The 19,310-nt window shown below is 70.1% G+C and carries 2 protein-coding genes (1 of these 2 only partly in view); both read right to left on the reverse strand.

Annotated features, from left to right (window positions below; translation table 11 throughout):
* Positions 1 to 18,028, reverse strand: partial view of a type I polyketide synthase gene (locus tag ACFW9O_RS19505; protein ID WP_384610818.1) — the 5' portion only. The gene continues 13,256 nt to the left of window position 1, outside the view; 18,028 of the gene's 31,284 nt are visible here — the first part of the coding sequence; its start codon is at positions 18,026 to 18,028; its stop codon lies off the left edge, out of view.
* A gap of 36 nt (positions 18,029 to 18,064) precedes the next feature.
* On the reverse strand, positions 18,065 to 19,310 hold a 1,246-nt coding region (locus ACFW9O_RS19510; protein ID WP_384610820.1), incomplete at its 5' end, for a KR domain-containing protein.

The following is a 19,310-nucleotide window of genomic DNA, read 5'->3' on the forward strand; positions in this document are numbered from 1 at the left end:
CGGACCCATCGCGCCAGGCCGCCTGCACACCCTGGAACGCCGGACCGTAACCGAAGCCCACCCCGGCCAACGCCTCATAGAAACCGTCGACATCCACCGTGTCCGCGCCCTGCGGCGGCCACACACTCAGATCGAAGTCAGCCTCCGCACCGGCCTGCTCCGCCAGCGAACCCGCAGCATGCAGCGTCCACTCGTCCGTACCTTCGGCGCGGGCATGGACATGCACCGGCCGGTCGCCCGAAGCATCCGGGTCCTCGACCCGCACCTGCACCTGCACGCCACCGGTCTCCGGCAACACCAGCGGCGCCCGCAGCACCAACTCCCGCAGCAGACCGCAGTCCACCTCCTGGCCGGCCCGCAGCACCATCTCCACCAGGGCGGTGCCCGGCACCACCACATGCCCCGACACCACGTGATCGGCCAGCCACGGCTGCGCACCCACCGACAGCAGACCGGTCAGTACCACTCCGTCGCCCTCGGCCAACGCCACCACAGAACCCAGCAGCGCATGCCCGGCATCCTCGATGCCCAGCGCACCCGCGTCACCGCCGGTCACACCCGGCTGCGACCAGTACCGCTCACGCTGGAACGCATACCTCGGCAGATCGACCACCCGGCCGCCCCAACCGGCGAACACAGCCGTCCAGTCCACGCCGACACCCACCGCCCAGAGGCGGCTGATGGCAGTGAGCGCGGTGTCGGTCTCCTCGCGGTCCTTGCGCAGGACAGGAATGAACTCGGCGCCGACGACGGTGTCCTGGGCCAGGCCGGACAGCACACCGTCCGGCCCCAGCTCCACGTACCGCGTCACACCCATCGCTTCGAGCGCCGTGACACCGTCCGCGAATCGCACCGCCTGTCGCACCTGCCGCAGCCAGTACTCCGGCTCCTGCATCAGTCCGGCTTCGGCAGTCGCACCCGTCAGGTTCGACACGACCGGGATCTGTGCCGGGTGGAAGGTCAACCCGTCCAGCACGCCTGCGAATGCGTCCAGCATCGGTTCCATGAGAGCCGAGTGGAACGCGTGCGACACCGACAGCACGCTGAACCGCACACCACGGGCGGCGCACTCCGCCGCATATCGCTCGACGGCCTCGACCTCGCCGGAGAGCACCACGGAGTGGGGGCCGTTGACGGCAGCGACGTCCAGACCGGAATCCGCGACATCCGCCTCGGTGGCCTGTACCGCGAGCATGCCTCCGCCCTCGGGCAGCGCCTGCATCAGGCGACCCCGCTCAGCCACCAGCACGCACGCGTCCTCCAGGTCGAGGATCCCCGCGACATGGGCTGCGGTGATCTCGCCCAGCGAGTGGCCCAGCAGCACATCCGGGGTGACGCCCCATGACTCGACGAGACGGTAGGACGCCACTTCGAGCGCGAACAGGCCCGCCTGCGCCCACATCGTCTGATCGAGACCGACCCCATCGGTCAGAACCTCGCGCAGCGGACGCTCCAGCCGGGCGTCAAAACGTGCGCACACCGCGTCGAAGGCTTCGGCGAACACCGAGAACGCCTCGTACAGCCCCAGGCCCATGCCCGCACGCTGCGAACCCTGTCCGGTGAACAGGAACGCGGTCCGGCCCTCGGCGGCGACACCTGCGGCGAGGACATCCCCACCGGAAGCCAGAACCGTGTCGCCGGCCAGCACCACGCGGTGCTCCTGCGCGGCACGCGTCGTCGCCAGCGACCAGCCCACGTGCACCGGATTCAGCTCCGGCCGCTCGGTCACGAACGACCGCAGCCGATCCACCTGCGCCCTCAGCGCGGCGTCGGACTTCGCCGACACCACCCACGGGACCACCACCGGTGTCCGCGTCGGCAGGTCGATCGGGGCCTGCACCGGTTCGACGGCCTCAGGGGCCTGCTCCAGAATCACGTGCGCGTTCGTGCCGCTGATACCGAACGACGACACACCCGCACGCCTAGGACGGTCCGACACCGGCCACGCACGCGACTCGGTGAGCAGTTCCACCGCGCCCGCCGACCAGTCCACCTGAGGAGAGGGCTGGTCCACGTGCAGCGTCGCCGGGAGCACGCCGTGCCGCAGCGCCATCACCATCTTGATCACACCCGCGACACCCGCGGCAGCCTGGGCATGGCCGATGTTCGACTTCACCGAACCCAACCAGAGCGGCTCGTCCTCCGCGCCGCGCTCCTGGCCGTAGGTCGCCAGCAGGGCCTGGGCCTCGATCGGATCGCCCAGCCGCGTGCCGGTCCCGTGCGCCTCCACGACGTCGACATCCACGCCTGTCAGCCGGGCGTTCGCCAGCGCCTGACGGATCACCCGCTGCTGCGAAGGCCCGTTCGGCGCCGTCAGACCATTCGACGCGCCGTCCTGGTTCACCGCGCTGCCGCGCACCACCGCGAGCACCTGATGCCCGTTGCGCTCCGCGTCCGACAGCCGCTCCAGCATCAGTACGCCGACGCCCTCGGCCCAACCGGTACCGTCGGCTGCCGCCGCGAACGACTTGCACCGGCCGTCAGCCGCGAGCCCGTCCTGCCGGTCGAACTCGGTGAAGACGTTCGCCGAGGCCATCACGGTCACGCCGCTCGCCAGCGCCATGCTGCACTCTCCGGCACGCAGCGCCTGCGCCGCCCAGTGCAGAGCCACCAATGACGACGAGCACGCCGTGTCGATCGTCGCCGCCGGACCTTCGAGCCCGAACGCATACGCCACCCGGCCGGAGATCACACTGTTCGCCGTACCGGTCAACAGGTGACCGTCGGAACCCGGCACACCGCCGTAGCCGTATCCGGACGAGGAAGCGCCGGCGAACACGCCCACGTTCCGGCCGCGGAGTGACCGCGGGTCCATCCCCGCAGACTCGAACGTCTCCCAGGCGGCCTCCAGCAGCAGCCGCTGCTGCGGGTCCATCGCCAGTGCCTCACGCGGCGAGATCCCGAACAGGCCCGCATCGAACTCGGCCGCGTCATGGACGAACCCGCCCAGGCCACCGGCTGCGTCAGCCACGTTCGGCGGCCATCCGCGATCCGTCGGGAACGCCGACATGGCGTCCGTCCCGCCGGCGACAAGGTCCCACAACCGCTCCGGCGAATCGACCCCGCCCGGGTAGCGGCACGCCATCCCCACGATCGCGATCGGCTCGTCGGCGACGCCCACCGGGGTCGGCACCAGTTCCGCGGACTGCGCCGCATCGAGCAGCCGTGTCCGCAGGTACTCGGCCAGGACTCGCGGCGTGGGGTAGTCGAACACCAAGGTCGCGGGCAGAGTCAGCCCGGTGTGCGTGGCCAGCAGGTTGCGCAGTTCGACCGCCATCAGCGAGTCGAAGCCCAGGTCGCGGAACGCCCGCTCCGGTTCGACCTCGTCCACGCCGGAGTGGCCCAGCACCGTCGAGGCCAGCCCTCGTACCAGATCCAGCAACATCTCCTGCTGCCGTACCTGGGACACGGCCGTCAGTTCACCGCGCCACGGCAGGTCGGCGTCGGCGGTCCCACCGATGGCCTCGTCGGCCCGGTCGGCCTCGGGCAGGTCGGCGAGCAGCGGACTGCGCCGGGCGGAGGTGAACGCGGACATGAAGGCGGGCCAGTCGACGTCCGCCACCGTCAGCGTGTCCAGTCCCCCGTCGACCGCTTCGGCCAGCGCCCGCATCGCCAGCGCCGGATCCAGAGCGTTCAGCCCGCGTCGGCGCAGGTAGTCCTCGGTCTCCTCCCTAGTGGCCATGCCGCCTTCGGCCCACGGGCCCCAGGCCACCGACGTCCCCGGCAGTCCACGGTCGCGGCGGTGCTGCACCCAGGCGTCCAGGAACGCGTTGGCCGCCGCGTACGCGCCCTGACCGCCGCTGCCCCACGTCGCGGCGATCGACGAGAAGACGACGAACAGGTCGAGCGGCAGGTGCGCGGTGAGGCCGTCCAGGTGCACCGTCCCGGTCACCTTGCTCTCGAGCACCTCCCCCACCGCTTCCAGGCTGGTCCGGTCCAGCTTCTCCGGAGTCCCGACACCGGCGGTGTGCACGATGCCGGTCAACGGCCATTCCGCCGGAATGCCGGCGATCACCGCGGCGAGGGCGTCCCGGTCGGCCACGTCGCAGGCGGCGACCGTGACCTGTGCGCCCAGCCCGGACAGTTCGTCCACCACGCCGTCGGGTGCCACGCCGCCGCGGCTGGTCAGCACCAGGTGCGGCACACCACGGCCGGCGAGCCAGCGCGCCACCGTGGAACCCAGCGCACCGGTGCCTCCCGTGACCAGTACCGTTCCCGACGGACTCCATGTCCCGCTGGGCGTTGCCACGGGCTCGGCCCGCAGCACGCGCCGGCCGTGGACGCCGGATCCGCGAACGGCGACCTGGTCCTCCCCGCCGTCGGCCAGGACTCCGGCGAACCGGGCGGCGGCACGGGCGTCCAGTTCGGTCGGCAGGTCCACCAGGCCGCCCCACTGCTGGGGGAACTCCAGTGCGGCGACCCGACCAAGACCCCAGACCGCGGCCTGGCCCGGACTCCGCAACGGATCCGACCGCCCGGTCGACACCGCGCCCCGGGTTGCCGCCCAGAGCGGGACGGCCAGGTCGGCGTCGGCCAGTGCCTGCAGCACCGACAGCACGACCGCAAGAGAAGCCGGGACACCGCTACGCACCGGCACCGGCAGGTCTTCGACCGCATCGGCCAGCAACACGACACCGGACAGGTCATGGGCCTCGCAGGCAAGACGTTCGAGCGTCGCCGTCAGCTCGCGCCGCCCTGTCGATGCGCCGTCGAGGGGCACGCTGACCACGGAGGCCCCGGCACCGGTCAGCGCCGCAGCTACATCCGTCCGCTCCGAACCGACGACTATCCACGTCCCCGTCAAGGACCCTGTGGGCGAAGGTCCGGTGAGCGGTTTCCACGTGACCAGGTATCGCCAGGAGTCGATCACGGAGCTTTCGCGCCGTTGGCGTCGCCAGGCGGAGAGGACCGGCAGCAACTCATGGAGGGCGTCCGGGGCTTCGGGCAGGTCCAGTTCGGTTGCCAGTTGTTCGAGGTCTTCGCGTTCGACCGCGTCCCAGAAGCGGGTCTCGCTGAGGTCGCCGCCGCTCGGGGCGCCGGTGGGTTCGGCAGCCGGCTCCGGCCAGTACCGGGCGCGCTGGAAGGCGTAGGTGGGCAGGTCCACGACCCGGCCTCCCCAGCCGGCGAACACGGCTGTCCAGTCGACGTCGGCGCCTGTCGCCCAGAGGCGGCTGATCGCGGTGAGCGCGGTGTCGGTCTCGTCGCGGTCCTTGCGCAGGAGAGGGACGAACTCGGCGCCGGTGGCGGTGTCCTGGGCCATGGCCGACAGGATGCCGTCGGGCCCGAGTTCCACATACCGTGTCACGCCGAGCTCTGCGGCAGCCGCGACTCCGTCGGCGAATCGCACCGGCTGCCGCACCTGGTTCAGCCAGTACTCCGGCTGCTGCATCAGTCCGGGTTCGGGGACGGCTCCGGTGAGGTTCGAGACGACCGGGATCCGGGCGGGGTGGAAGGTCAGTCCGGCCAGGACGGTCGTGAACTCGTCCAGCATCGGTTCCATCAGTGCTGAGTGGAACGCGTGCGACACGGACAGCACGTTGAACCGCAGCCCACGGGCGGCGCATTGGGCCGCGTAGTGCTCGATGGCTTCGGTGCTGCCGGAGAGGACCACGGAGTTCGAACCGTTGACAGCCGCGACGTCCAGACCGGAGTCTGCGATGTCGGCTTCGGTGGCCTGGACGGCGAGCATGCCTCCACCGGCGGGCAGGGCCTGCATCAGCCGGCCGCGTTCGGCGACCAGCACGCAGGCGTCGTCCAGGTCGAGGATTCCGGCCACATGCGCCGCACTGATCTCGCCCAGGGAGTGGCCCAGGAGCACGTCCGGGGTGACACCCCAGGACTCGACGAGCCGGAACAGCGCAACCTCAAGGGCGAACAAACCGGCCTGAGCCCACACGGTGTGGTCCAGGTCGGTGCCGTCGGTGAGGACGTCGCGCAGGGGACGCTCCAGCCGGACGTCGAGCCGGGCACACACCGTATCGAAGGCTTCGGCGAACACCGGGAACTGTTCGTACAGCCCCAGTCCCATACCCGCGCGCTGCGACCCCTGACCGGTGAACAGGAACGCGGTCCGGCCCTGGCCCGCGACACCCGTGGCGAGAATCCCGTCCCCGGCCAGCACTGCACGATGCTCCAAAGCGACCCGCGTGGTCGCCAGCGACCAGCCGACGTCCACCGCGTCCAGCTCACAACGGTCGGCCGCAAACGACTGCAACTGCTCCACCTGTGCCCGCAGTGCGGGCACGGACTTCGCCGAGATCATCCACGGCACGAGGCCGGGTGCCTGCTGTGTTGCAGAGGTCGGCTGGGGTTCCGGTTCCGGGGCTTGTTCGAGGATGACGTGGGCGTTGGTGCCGCTGATGCCGAAGGAGGAGACGGCGGCGCGGCGGGGCCGGTTGTCGGTGTCGGGCCAAGCGCGCGCTTCGGTGAGGAGTTCCACCGCGCCCGCCGACCAGTCGACCTGGGGAGTCGGCTCGTCGATGTGGAGAGTGGCGGGCATCAGGCCGTGGCGCAGGGCCATGACCATCTTGATGACGCCGGCGACACCTGCGGCGGCCTGGGTGTGGCCGATGTTGGATTTGATCGAGCCGAGCCAGAGGGGTTCGTTGCCCTCTCTACGGGTTTGGCCGTAGGTGGCCAGGAGTGCTTGGGCTTCGATCGGGTCGCCGAGACGTGTTCCCGTGCCGTGGGCTTCGACAAGGTCGATGTCTGAGGTCGTCAGTTGGGCGTTGGTGAGGGCTTGGTGGATGACGCGTTGTTGGGAGGGGCCGTTGGGGGCGCTGAGTCCGTTGGAGGCTCCGTCTTGGTTGACGGCGCTGCCGCGTAGGACGGCGAGGATGTGGTGGTTGTTGCGGCGGGCGTCGGAGAGGCGTTCGACGAGGAGGAGGCCGACGCCTTCGCCCCAGCCCATGCCGTCGGAGGAGGCGGCGAAGGATTTGCAGCGGCCGTCGGAGGCGAGTCCGCCCTGCCGGTCGAACTCGGCGAACACCCCGGGGCTGGCCATGACGGTCACACCACCGGCCAAGGCCATGTCGCACTCACCGGTACGCAGAGCCTGCGCGGCAAGATGCAGCGCGACCAGGGACGAGGAGCACGCGGTGTCGACGGTGACAGCGGGGCCTTCCAGGCCGAACGCGTAGGAGACCCGCCCCGACATGACGCTGGTCGCTGTACCGGTCAGCAGATGCCCCTCCGCGCCCTGCGGCATCTGTGTCCCAGTGCCGTAGCCGGACGCGGTGCCGCCCACGAACACCCCGGTCGAGGAACCACGCAGCACCTGCGGGTCAAGGGCCGCCGACTCGAAGGTCTCCCATGCGGTTTCGAGGAGGAGGCGTTGCTGTGGGTCCATGGCGAGTGCTTCGCGCGGGCTGATGCCGAAGAGGTCGGCGTCGAACCTGTCTGCGTTGTCGAGGAATGCGCCCCAGCCGGCGATGGACGCAGGCCAGCCTCGGTCGGTGGGGAACGGTCCGACCGCGTCGCCCGCGCTCTCGACCAGGTCCCACAAGGACCGGGGGGAGGTCACACCCCCGGGGAAGCGGCAGGCCATGCCCACGATCGCGACCGGCTCGTCCACGGACACAGGCCTGGAAACGGCCCGTTCCGTCACCCCCGGTTCCCCGTCCGTGAGTTCGGCCAGGAGGAACTCTGTCAGGACGAGTGGTGTGGGGTGGTCGAAGACCAGTGTGGTGGGAAGACGCAGGCCCGTGACGGACTGGAGGCGGTTACGGACCTCGACGGCCATCAGGGAGTCGAAGCCCAGGTCACGGAACGCCCGGCCGGCGTCCACCGACTCCGAACCGGTGTGCCCCAGGACCGCTGCCGCATGGGTGCGCACCACGTCGAGGACCAGCTGCCGACGTCGCCCGGCTTCCACGCTCTCAAGCTGCTGCCGCAGACCGGCCGGCCCCGTGTCGTCGTCCGACGTCGATGGGGTGCTGACGGCTTCGGGCAGGTCGGTGAGGAGTCGGCTCGGGCGGATTGCGGTGAACGAGGCGGCGAAAGCAGCCCAGTTGATGTCGGCGACGGTAAGTCCCGACTCGTCGGCGTCGATAGCCGATGCGAGTGTCCGCATGGCGAGTTCCGGGTCCATCGGTGACATGCCACGCCTGCGCAGGAGCTGCTGGGTGTCACCCTGAACGGCCATCCCGGCCCCGTCCCACGGACCCCACGCCACCGACGTCGCGGGCAGACCGCGCTCACGGCGATCCTGTGCCCAGGCGTCGAGGAACGCATTCGCTGCCGCGTAGGCGCCCTGACCCGCACCGCCCCACACAGCAGCGCCGGAGGAGAATACGACGAACAGGTCGAGCGCCAAGCCGGCTGTCAGCTCGTCCAGGTGCACCGCACCGTCGATCTTCGCGCCGATCACCGAAGCAGTCGTGTCCCGGTCGGCTGCTTCCAGCAGCTGTGCATCCCCGACACCAGCCGCGTGAACGACACCCGTGAGCGGCCACTCGGCGGGAACGCCGGCGATGACCTCGGCCAGCGCATCCCGGTCGGCGACATCGCACGCGACGACGCTGACGCGGGTGCCGAGCGCGGCCAGCTCTTCCACCAGGCCTTCCGGCGCCACGCCGCGGCGGCTGGTCAGGATCAGATGCGGCACGCCCCGGCCGGTAAGCCAGCGCGCCACCTCCACACCCAGAGCACCCGTACCGCCCGTGACCAGCACCGTCCCCGAGGGCTGCCATCCCTCATCCGACACAGCCGTCGGAACCGCGCGTGCCATGCGGCGTCCGTAGACCCCGGAACCGCGGACCGCGACCTGGTCCTCACCACCCTCAGCAGCAAGGACGCCCACCAGCCGGGCGCCCGCCCGCATGTCCAGGGCCTCGGGCAGGTCGATCATGCCGCCCCAGCGCTGCGGGAACTCCAGGGCCGCGACCCGGCCCAGTCCCCACACCGCAGCCTGCACCGGATCAACCACCCGGTCCGAGGTACCCACAGCGACCGCACCCCGCGTCACCACCCACAACGGCGCGTCGACCCCGGCGTCACCCAACGCCTGCAACAACACCGTCAGACCGGTGAGTTCATCCGCGACCACACCACCACCAGCAGCCAGGCCCGCCGAAGCCGACCCGGCAACCAGCACCACACCACGCACATCCCCAGCCTCGGCGATCTGACCGGCCAGAGCGGCACGGTCCGACACCGCGTCCACCGCCAGGCCCACCACCTCGCCACCCGAAGCGGTCAACGCCCCGGCCACATCACCGTCTTCAGGCCCCACCACCAACCAGGTACCCGACACCGTGGTGACAGGCGCAGTCTCCAACGGCTTCCACACCACCCGGTAGCGCCAGGTGTCGATGACGGACCGCTGCAGCCGCTCCCGGCGCCACGACGCCAACGCCGGAACCACCGAACCCAACAACTGCGGGGCTTCCGACAACTGCAGCGTGCCCGCAAGCTCGTCCAGATCACCGCGCTCCACCGCATCCCAGAACCGGGACTCGACCGGATCCACCACCCCGGCGGCATCCTGGACAGACGGCGACGGGACATCCAGCCAGTACCTCTCATGCTGGAACGCATAAGTAGGAAGCGGGACTTGGCGGCCGGTGAGCACCGCAGACCAGTCCACGTCGACGCCGGCTGTCCATGCCTCGCCGAAGGAGGCCAGGACACGCCGCATCCCGCCCTCACCACGCCGTAGCGTGCCCAGCACCACGGCCTCGACTCCAGCCGCGTCAACCGTCTCCTCCACACCCACCGTCAGAACGGGGTGCGCGCTGACCTCGATGAAGGTGCGCATGCCCTGCTCGAGGAGGGAACGGACCGCAGTCTCGAACTCCACCGTGGAACGCAGGTTGTCGAACCAGTACCCGGCATCCAGACCGCCCTCGACGGCGACACCGGTCAGCGTGGAAAGCATCGGAACCGTACCGACAGCAGGGGTCAGCCCGGCCAGATCCGCAAGGATCCGCTCCCGCAGCTGATCCATCCACGACGAGTGCGACGCGTAGTCCACCGGGACCCGACGCGTGCGGATCCCACGCCCCTCGCACTCCGCCATGAACGCGTCCAGGGCGTCGTCATCGCCGGAGACCACGGTGGAGGACGGGCCGTTCACCGCCGCCACCGACACCCGGTCCGACGTCAGCTCCTCGACCGCATCCCGCCCGGCCGCCACGGACACCATGCCCCCGCCACCGGCCACAGCAACGAGCGCCTTCGACCGCAACGCCACCACCCGTGCCGCGTCATCCAGCGACAACCAGCCCGCCACACACGCAGCCGCGATCTCACCCTGCGAGTGGCCCACCACCGCGGACGGCACCACGCCCGCAGACCGCCACACCTCCGCCAGGGCCACCATCACCGCCCACAGCACCGGCTGGATCACATCCACCCGGTCCAGATCACCGTCGTGCAGGACGACGTCGGTGAGGGACCAGTCGACATACGGGGCCAGCGCCGTTTCACATTCGGTCAGTCGCTCACGGAACTCCGGCGAGGAATCCCACAACTCCCTTGCCATGCCGACCCACTGCGAGCCCTGTCCCGGGAACACGAACACCACACCACCAGAACCCGCAGTGGCCTCAGCGGCCGTGGGCAGGGCGGCCAGGAGCTCTTCGCGGCTCTCGCCGACGACCACGGCGCGATGCTCCAGCGCCGCCCGCGTCGTGGCCAGAGACCACCCCACATCCACCGGATCCAGCCCAGCATCGCCCGCGACATACGCCCCGAGCCGCTCCACCTGCGCACGCAACCCGGCCTCGGACTTCGCCGACACCACCCACGCCGACACACCCGAAACAGAGGCAGTCGGAACCGGAGCCTGGACCGGAGCCTGCTCCAGAATCACATGCGCGTTCGTGCCACTGATCCCGAACGACGACACACCCGCACGCCGCGGCCGGTCGGCCTCAGGCCACGGACGGGACTCCGTCAGCAGCTCCACCGCACCCGCCGACCAGTCGACCTCCGGCGACGGCTCATCCACGTGCAACGTCGCCGGCAACACACCGTGCCGCAACGCCATCACCATCTTGATCACACCCGCAACACCCGCAGCCGCCTGCGTATGCCCGATGTTCGACTTCACCGAACCCAGCCACAACGGACCGGCCTCGTCGCGGTCCTGGCCATACGTCGCCAGCAACGCCTGCGCCTCGATCGGATCGCCCAACCGCGTGCCGGTCCCATGCGCCTCCACGGCATCGACATCCGCACCGGTCAACCGGGCATTCGCCAACGCCTGCCGGATCACCCGCTGCTGCGACGGACCATTCGGCGCCGTCAGACCGTTCGACGCACCGTCCTGGTTCACGGCACTGCCGCGCACCACCGCCAGCACCTGATGCCCGTTACGCTCCGCGTCCGACAACCGCTCCAGGAGCAGCAGGCCGACACCTTCGCCCCAGGCCGTTCCGTCGGCCGCCGCGGCAAATGCCTTGCAGCGCCCGTCGCCGGCCAGCCCGTCCTGCCGGTCGAACTCCGCGATCATGCCCGGCGTGACCATCACCGTCACTGCGCCGGCCAACGCAAGCTCGCACTCACCGCCCCGCAACGCCTGAGTGGCCAGATGAAGGGCGACCAACGACGACGAACACGCCGTGTCCACCGTCACCGCCGGGCCCTCCAGCCCGAACGTGTAGGCGATGCGGCCGGAGATCACACTGGTCGTGCTGCCGGTCACCTGGTGTCCATCGGCGCCTTCCGGCAGCCGCGCGTTCACTCCGTACCCGGAGGAGGCGGCACCGGCGAACACGCCTACGCTACGGCCCCGCAGCGACCGGGGGTCCATCCCCGCGGTCTCGAAGGTCTCCCAGGCCGACTCGAGCACCAGCCGCTGCTGCGGGTCCATGGCGATGGCCTCGCGCGGTGAGATGCCGAACAGTTCGGCATCGAAGCCGTCCATGTCCTGGATGAATCCGCCCACGCCGACGGCTCGGCTCGTCAGGTCCGTGGGCCAACCGCGATCCGTCGGGAACGGGGACATGCCGTCCACTCCGTCGGCGACCAGGTTCCACAAGTGCTCCGGCGACGTAACTCCGCCGGGGAACCGGCAGGCCATGCCCACGATCGCGATCGGCTCGTCGGTACCCGTCACAGTGAGCTGTCGCATCGGTTCCATGGACGTGTCCGACGCACCGAGGAACTGTGTCAGCAGATGGTCGCTGAGGGCAGTCGGATTCGGATAGTCGAACACCAGTGTCACGGGCAGTTGCAGACCGGTGTCCGCCGTAAGCCGGTTGCGGAGCTCCACCGCGGTGAGCGAGTCGAAGCCCAGGTCCTTGAACGCCTGCCGCTCACCGACCGCGTCGGCAGAAGCATGTCCCAGCACCGTCGCGGCGCTGCCGCGCACCAACTCCAGCAGCATCGGCAGCCGCCGGCCCTCGGGAACCGACCGCAGCCGCTGTATGAGCGCCAGACCGGTACCGGACGCCCGCGCAACCGCACGCCGCACTCGGCCCGACACCAGGCCACGCAGCAACGCCGGAACCTCTCCGGCCGCCCGCACCACCGCCAGATCCAGATTGACCGGAACCAACTGCGCCTCCGCACGGCCCAGTGCGATGTCGAACAACGACAGCGCCTGCTCCGTCGGCAGCCCCCGTACAAGCCGGTCCTGCAGATGACCGGTCATCGCACTGGCCTGCTGCCACATGTCCCACGCGAGGGAAAGGCCGGGCAGGCCCTCCGCACGACGACGGACAGCAAGGGCGTCGAGGTAGGCGTTGGCAGCCGAGTAGTTGGCCTGACCCGGAGTACCGAAGGTCGCCGACGCCGAGGAGTAGAGGACGAACATCGCGAGGTCCGTGTTGCGGGTCAGCTCGTCCAAGTTCGCGGCAGCGGTGGCCTTCGCCCGCAGGACCGTTTCCAGGCGCTCCTGAGTGAGGGCGGTGAACACCCCGTCGTCGAGAACACCCGCCGCGTGCACGACGCCGGTCAGCGGGGCCTCGGTGGGGATGTCCGCGAGGACGGTTGCGAGAGCGTCGCGGTCGGCAGCGTCGCAGGCCACGATCCGCGCCTGCGCACCCAGCTCGGCGAGAGCAGCGACGAGATCGGACGCGCCAGGCGCGGCGGATCCCTGGCGGGAGAGCAGAAGCAGGTGACGGATGCCGTGTTCGGTGACCAGATGGCGGGCCAGCAGCCCCCCTAGGGTGCCGGTGCCGCCGGTGATCAGTACGGTGCCGTCGGGGTTCGAGCGGGCGGGGAAGGACAGGACGTTCTTGCCGATGTGCTTGGCCTGCGCCATGTGACGCCAGGCGGTGACCGCTGCACGCACATCCCATACCGTCAGAGGGAGCGGCTCGAGCACACCCTGCTCGAACAGAGCTACAACCTCGGCAAGGATCCGGCCCATGCCCTCCGGACCCGCCTCAGACAGGTCGAACGCGAAGTACGGAACGTCGAGACCGGTGCGTACGTCAGCCTTGCCCATCTCCAGGAACCGGCCACCCGGCGCCAGCAGCCGCAGGGAGGCGTCCACGAACTCGCCCGCCAGGGAGTTGAGGACGACGTCGATGCCCTGGTCGCCGGTTGCGGTGCGGATGTGTTCCTCGAAGTCGAGGTCGCGGGAGGACGCGATCCGTGACGGATCGACTCCGTTGGCGATGAGGGTGGGCCACTTGCCGGGACTGGCGGTGGCGTAGATCTCCAGTCCCCAATGCCGGGCCAGCTGGACGGCGGCCATGCCGACGCCGCCGGCGGCCGCGTGGATCAGTACCGACTCACCGGGCCTGACCCCGGCCAGATCCCGCAACCCGTACCAGGCCGTCGCGAACACCACCGGCAACGACGCCGCCTGCGCCCAGGACCAACCCTCGGGCACTCGGGCCAGCAGCTTCCGGTCCGTCACCGCCTCGGCGGCGAACACACCGGTGAAGAAGCCGAACACCCGGTCCCCGACGTGAAGGTCGTCGACGCCGGGGCCCACTTCGACGACTACACCGGCCGCTTCGGAACCCATCACTCCGGGCTCCGGGTACATTCCCAGCCCGAGGAGCACGTCCCGGAAGTTCACACCTGCCGCGCGGACCTCGACCCGCACCTGGTCGGATTCCAGCGGGAGCGTGCCGGATGTCTCGATATGGAGAGACTCCAGCGTTCCGTCCGTACCGGGCAGCAGGCGCCAGGTGTCGTCCGGAAGCACCAGCCCACCGCCGCCGGCCCGGGTCAGGCGAGGCACCAACAGCGCACCGTTACGGATGGCGACCTGCGGCTCGTCGACACCGGCCAACAGCGCCAGGTCCAGTTGCTCCTCGGTGTCGACCAGGACGATCCGGTCCGGGTGCTCCGACTGCGCCGAGCGCACCAAGCCCCACACCGCCGCACCCACCGGGTCGACGGCTTCACCGGCATCGGCCGGGACCGCGCCGCAGGTCAGCACCACCAGACGGGAGCCGAACGTGCCCTCGTCCGCCAGCCAGTCCTGCACACCACGCAGGACCTCACCCAGCACCTGCTCCACCGGACCGTCACCAGCCGGCAGCACCGTCCACGCCGGAGCCTCCCCGGCGTCGCCGGTGGCACCAGTGCCCGGCGGCACCGTCACCCACTCCACCGCGAACAGCGCCTCATCCACGTGCCCGGGCGACGACAACTGCTCCGCCGACACCTCACGCGACACCAGCGAGCGGACGACGGCGACGGGCGCACCGGTCCCGTCGGCCGCCTGCACGGTGATGCCCTCGCCCTCGGGGCGGATCGCCACCCGCAGCGTGGTCGCCCCGACCGCGAACAACTCCACACCCGACCAGGCGAACGGCAGCCGGGGCCCCTGCTCCCCCGGCCCTTCGGACAGGAGATTGGCCGGATGCAGCGCGGCGTCCAACAGCGCCGGGTGAATGCCGAATCTGTCGACCTGGCCCACTCCCGGCTCCGGCAGCACCACGTCGGCGTAGACACCGGATGCGTCGCGCCATACGGCCTGAACACCCTGGAACACCGGGCCGTAACCGAAGCCCACCTCGGCCAACGCCTCGTAGAACCTGTCGACATGCACCGCGTCCGCACCCTGCGGGGGCCACACACTCAGATCGAAGTCAGCCTCCGCACCGACCTGTTCAGCCAGCGATCCCGAAGCATGCAACGTCCACTCGTCCGTGCTGTCCACCCGGCCGTAGATCTCAACCGGTCTGTCTCCGGACTCATTCGGTCCGGTGACACACACTTGGACCTGCACGCCCCCGGACTCGGGCAGCACCAGCGGTGCCCGCAGCACCAACTCCCGCAGCAGACCGCAGCCCACCTCCTGGCCGGCCCGCAGAACCATCTCCACCAACGCGGCACCTGGCACCACAACCTGGTCCAGCACAAGGTGATCAGCCAGCCAGGACTGTGCACCCAGCGCAAGCCGGCCGGTCAGGACCACCGCATCCCCGTCGGCGAGCGCTACTGTCGCACCCAGCAAGGCGTGCCCAGCACTCGTCAGGCCGACAGCGGCCAGGTCTCCGGCACCCGGGTTCGGCTGCGGCCAGAACCGCTGCTGCTGGAACGCGTACGTCGGCAGATCAACGACCTTGCCGCCCCAGCCGGCGAACAGCTTCGTCCATTCGACGTCGACTCCGGACGTCCACAGGCGGCTGACCGCGCCCAAGGCCGTGTCCGTCTCATCGCGGTCCTTACGCAGGACAGGGACGAACTCCGCGCCCGTGACCGTCTCCTGAGCCATGCCGGACAGCACACCGTCCGGCCCCAGCTCCACGTACCGCGTCACACCCATCGCTTCGAGGGCTGTGACACCGTCGGCGAAACGCACCGCCTGCCGCACCTGGTTCAGCCAGTACTCCGGCCGCTGCATGACACCTGGCTCGGCCACCGCGCCGGTCAGGTTCGACACGATCGGGATCTCGGCCGGGCGGAAGGTCAGCCCGGCCAGGACCGTCGCGAACTCGTCCAGCATCGGTTCCATCAGGGCCGAGTGGAAGGCGTGCGACACCGACAGGACGTTGAACCGCAGGCCGCGGGCAGCACACTCGGCCGCGTACCGCTCGATGGCCTCGGTGGGGCCGGAGAGGACCACGGAGTTCGGGCCGTTCACGGCGGCGATGTCCAGGCCGGAACCGGCGACGTCGGCCTCGGTCGCCTCGACGGCGAGCATGCCGCCGCCGGCCGGCAGCGCCCGCATCAGGCGGCCGCGCTCCGCGACCAGCACGCAGGCGTCGTCCAGGTCGAGGATCCCGGCCACATGCGCCGCGCTGATCTCACCCAGCGAGTGGCCCAGGAGCACATCCGGGGCGACACCCCAGGACTCCACCAGCCGGTACAGAGCGACCTCGAGAGCGAAGAGGCCCGCCTGCGCCCACATCGTCTGATCGAGACCGACCCCATCGGCCAGAACCTCGCGCAGCCGGCGCCCCAGCCGGACGTCGAGCCGGGCACACACCGCATCGAAGGCCTCGGCGAACACCGGAAACGCTTCGTACAGGCCCAGGCCCATCCCCGCACGCTGCGAACCCTGACCAGTGAAAAGAAATGCGGTCCGGCCCTCGCGCGCGGCACCAGCGGCGAGCGTCCCCTCGGAAGCCAACACCGTACGGTGCTCCAGCGCGGCCCGGGTGGTGGCCAGCGACCAGCCGACGTCCACCGCGTCCAGCTCGGGACGCTCCGCCACGAACTCCCGCAGCCGCTCCACCTGCACGTGCAACGCTGCCTCGGACCTCGCCGACACCAGCCACGGCACCGGCCCGGGCGCCTGCCGCGTCACAGCCATCGGTTCCGGCTCCGGAGCCTGTTCGAGGATGACGTGGGCGTTGGTACCGCTGATACCGAACGACGAGACCCCCGCACGCCGCGGACGATCCGCTCCAGGCCACGGACGTGTCTCGGTCAGCAGCTCCACGGCGCCCGCCGACCAGTCCACCTGCGGCGACGGCTCATCGACGTGAAGCGTCGCGGGCAGCACACCGTGCCGCATCGCCATGACCATCTTGATCAGGCCCGCGACACCCGCAGCTGCCTGGGTGTGACCTATGTTCGACTTGACCGACCCCAGCCACAACGGCTCACCGGTCTCGCCCCGCTCCTGACCGTACGTGGCCAGCAGTGCCTGAGCCTCGATCGGGTCACCCAGCCGCGTTCCGGTCCCGTGCGCCTCCACCACGTCGACGTCCGCGCCGGTCAGCCGGGCATTCGCCAGCGCCTGCCGGATCACCCGCTGCTGCGACGGACCGTTCGGCGCCGTCAGACCATTCGACGCACCGTCCTGGTTGATCGCACTGCCACGGACCACCGCGAGGATCCGGTGTCCGTTGCGCTGTGCATCCGAGAGCCGCTCCAACAGCAGCAGGCCGACGCCCTCACCCCAGCCCGTTCCGTCGGCCCCTGCCGCAAACGCCTTGCAGCGGCCATCGGCGGCCAGCCCGTCCTGCCGGTCGAACTCCACGAACGCCGCCTGGGTGGACATCACCGTGACACCGCCGGCCAGTGCCAGCCCGCACTCCCCCGACCGCAGCGCCCGCGACGCCAGGTGGAGTGCCACCAGCGACGACGAGCACGCCGTGTCCACCGTGACCGCCGGGCCCTCCAGCCCGAACGCGTATGCCACCCGGCCGGAGATCACGCTGGCGCTGGCGCCGGTGGAAACGTAGCCCTCCGCCTCGTCGGCGTTCAACAGGGACGCGTAGTCCTGGCCGTTCGTGCCGACGTAGACGCCGGTCCGGGTACGCCGCAGCGACTTCGGGTCGATCCCCGCGGACTCGAAGACCTCCCAGGCCGACTCCATCAGCAGACGCTGCTGCGGGTCCATGGCAAGCGCCTCGCGCGGCGATATCCCGAACAGCGACGCATCGAACCGGTCGGCGTCGTGAAGGAAGCCGCCTTGACGGACGAAGTCGCCCTCGTCGCTCCAGCCACGGTTGTCCGGGAAGTCGCCGATGCCGTCGACGCCGTCGCGGACCAGCCGCCAGAGGTCTTCCGGGGAGCGGACACCGCCGGGGAAGCGGCAGCTGACACCGACGACGGCGATCGGCTCGTGTTCGCGTTCCTCGACCTGGCGCAGCGACCGCTGGGCCTGGCGCAGCTCCGTGGTCATCCACTTGAGCTGGTTGAGGAGCTGTGCTTCATCCGCCATGGCCGTCGCCCTTCACGGGAGGTGTCTGAACGCTGTTCACTTCGGTCCCCCGAATTCCTTCTGGATCAGCTGCAGTACTTCGTCGGCGCTGGCCGCCTGGTCCAGCACGTCGTCGGCGACTGTTTCTTCGTCCGGGGCAGTGCCCTTACGCCAGTTCGCCAGGAGGGCCTGCAGCCGGCCCGAGACGTCGAACCGTTCGCCCTCGGCGCGGGACAGCGTCAGCAGGGACGTTTCGAGGCGGTCGATCTCCTCGGCTATCGAGGCCGCCTGCTGCGCTTCGCCAGGGGTGAGTTCCGTGCGGAGGTGGTCGACGAGGGCGTCAGGCGTCGGATGATCGAAGACGAGGGTCGTGGGCAGTCGCAGCCCGGTCTGCGCGGACAGCAGGTTGCGCAGTTCGACCGCCATCAGCGAGTCGAAGCCCAGATCCCGGAAGGCGCGATCCGGCTCCACCGCCTGCATCCCGGAATGACCCAGCACCGCAGCGGCCTGACTGCGCACCAGATCCAGCAGAACCTGCTGTCGCTGCCCGGCCGAAACCACTGCCAACTGCTCCCGCAGGTTCGGCCCACCGTCACCCGCCGGCAACACCGGTGCGACAGCGGCTACTTCGGGAAGCTCCGCCAGCAGACGACTGGGACGCGCCGCCACGAACCCAGGAACAAAACGCTCCCAGTCGATATCCGCCACCGTCACATCCACACCACCACGAACCGCCTCACCAAACACCCGCAAACCAAACTCCACGTCCAACGGACGCACACCACCACGCCGCAACCGCTCCACCACCACACCGTCGGCCGCCATACCCCCCTCGGCCCACGGACCCCACGCCACCGACACAGCCGGCAAACCACGCCCACGACGCCACTCCACCCACGCATCCACACACGCATTGGCCGCCGCATAATTACCCTGACCCGCACTACCCACCGTCCCCGCCAACGACGAGAACACCACCAACCACTCCACCGGCAAACCCGACGTCACCACATCCAGATTCACCAACCCATCCACCTTCGGCGCCATCACCGACACCAAACGCTCCCCCGACAAACCCTCCAACAACCCGTCATCCACCACACCCGCCGCATGCACAATTCCGGTCAGCGGCAGATCCACGGGCACACCGTCGATCACCCCGGCCAGGGCATCCCGGTCAGCCACATCACAGGCAGCGACCGTGACCCGTGCGCCCAGCCCGGACAACTCCTCCACCAGACCGTCCGGGGCCACACCACGCCGACTGGTCAACACCAGGTGCGGAACACCCCGACCCGCCAGC

This window comes from Streptomyces sp. NPDC059499, assembly GCF_042749285.1.
Classification (GTDB): Bacteria; Actinomycetota; Actinomycetes; order Streptomycetales; family Streptomycetaceae; genus Streptomyces.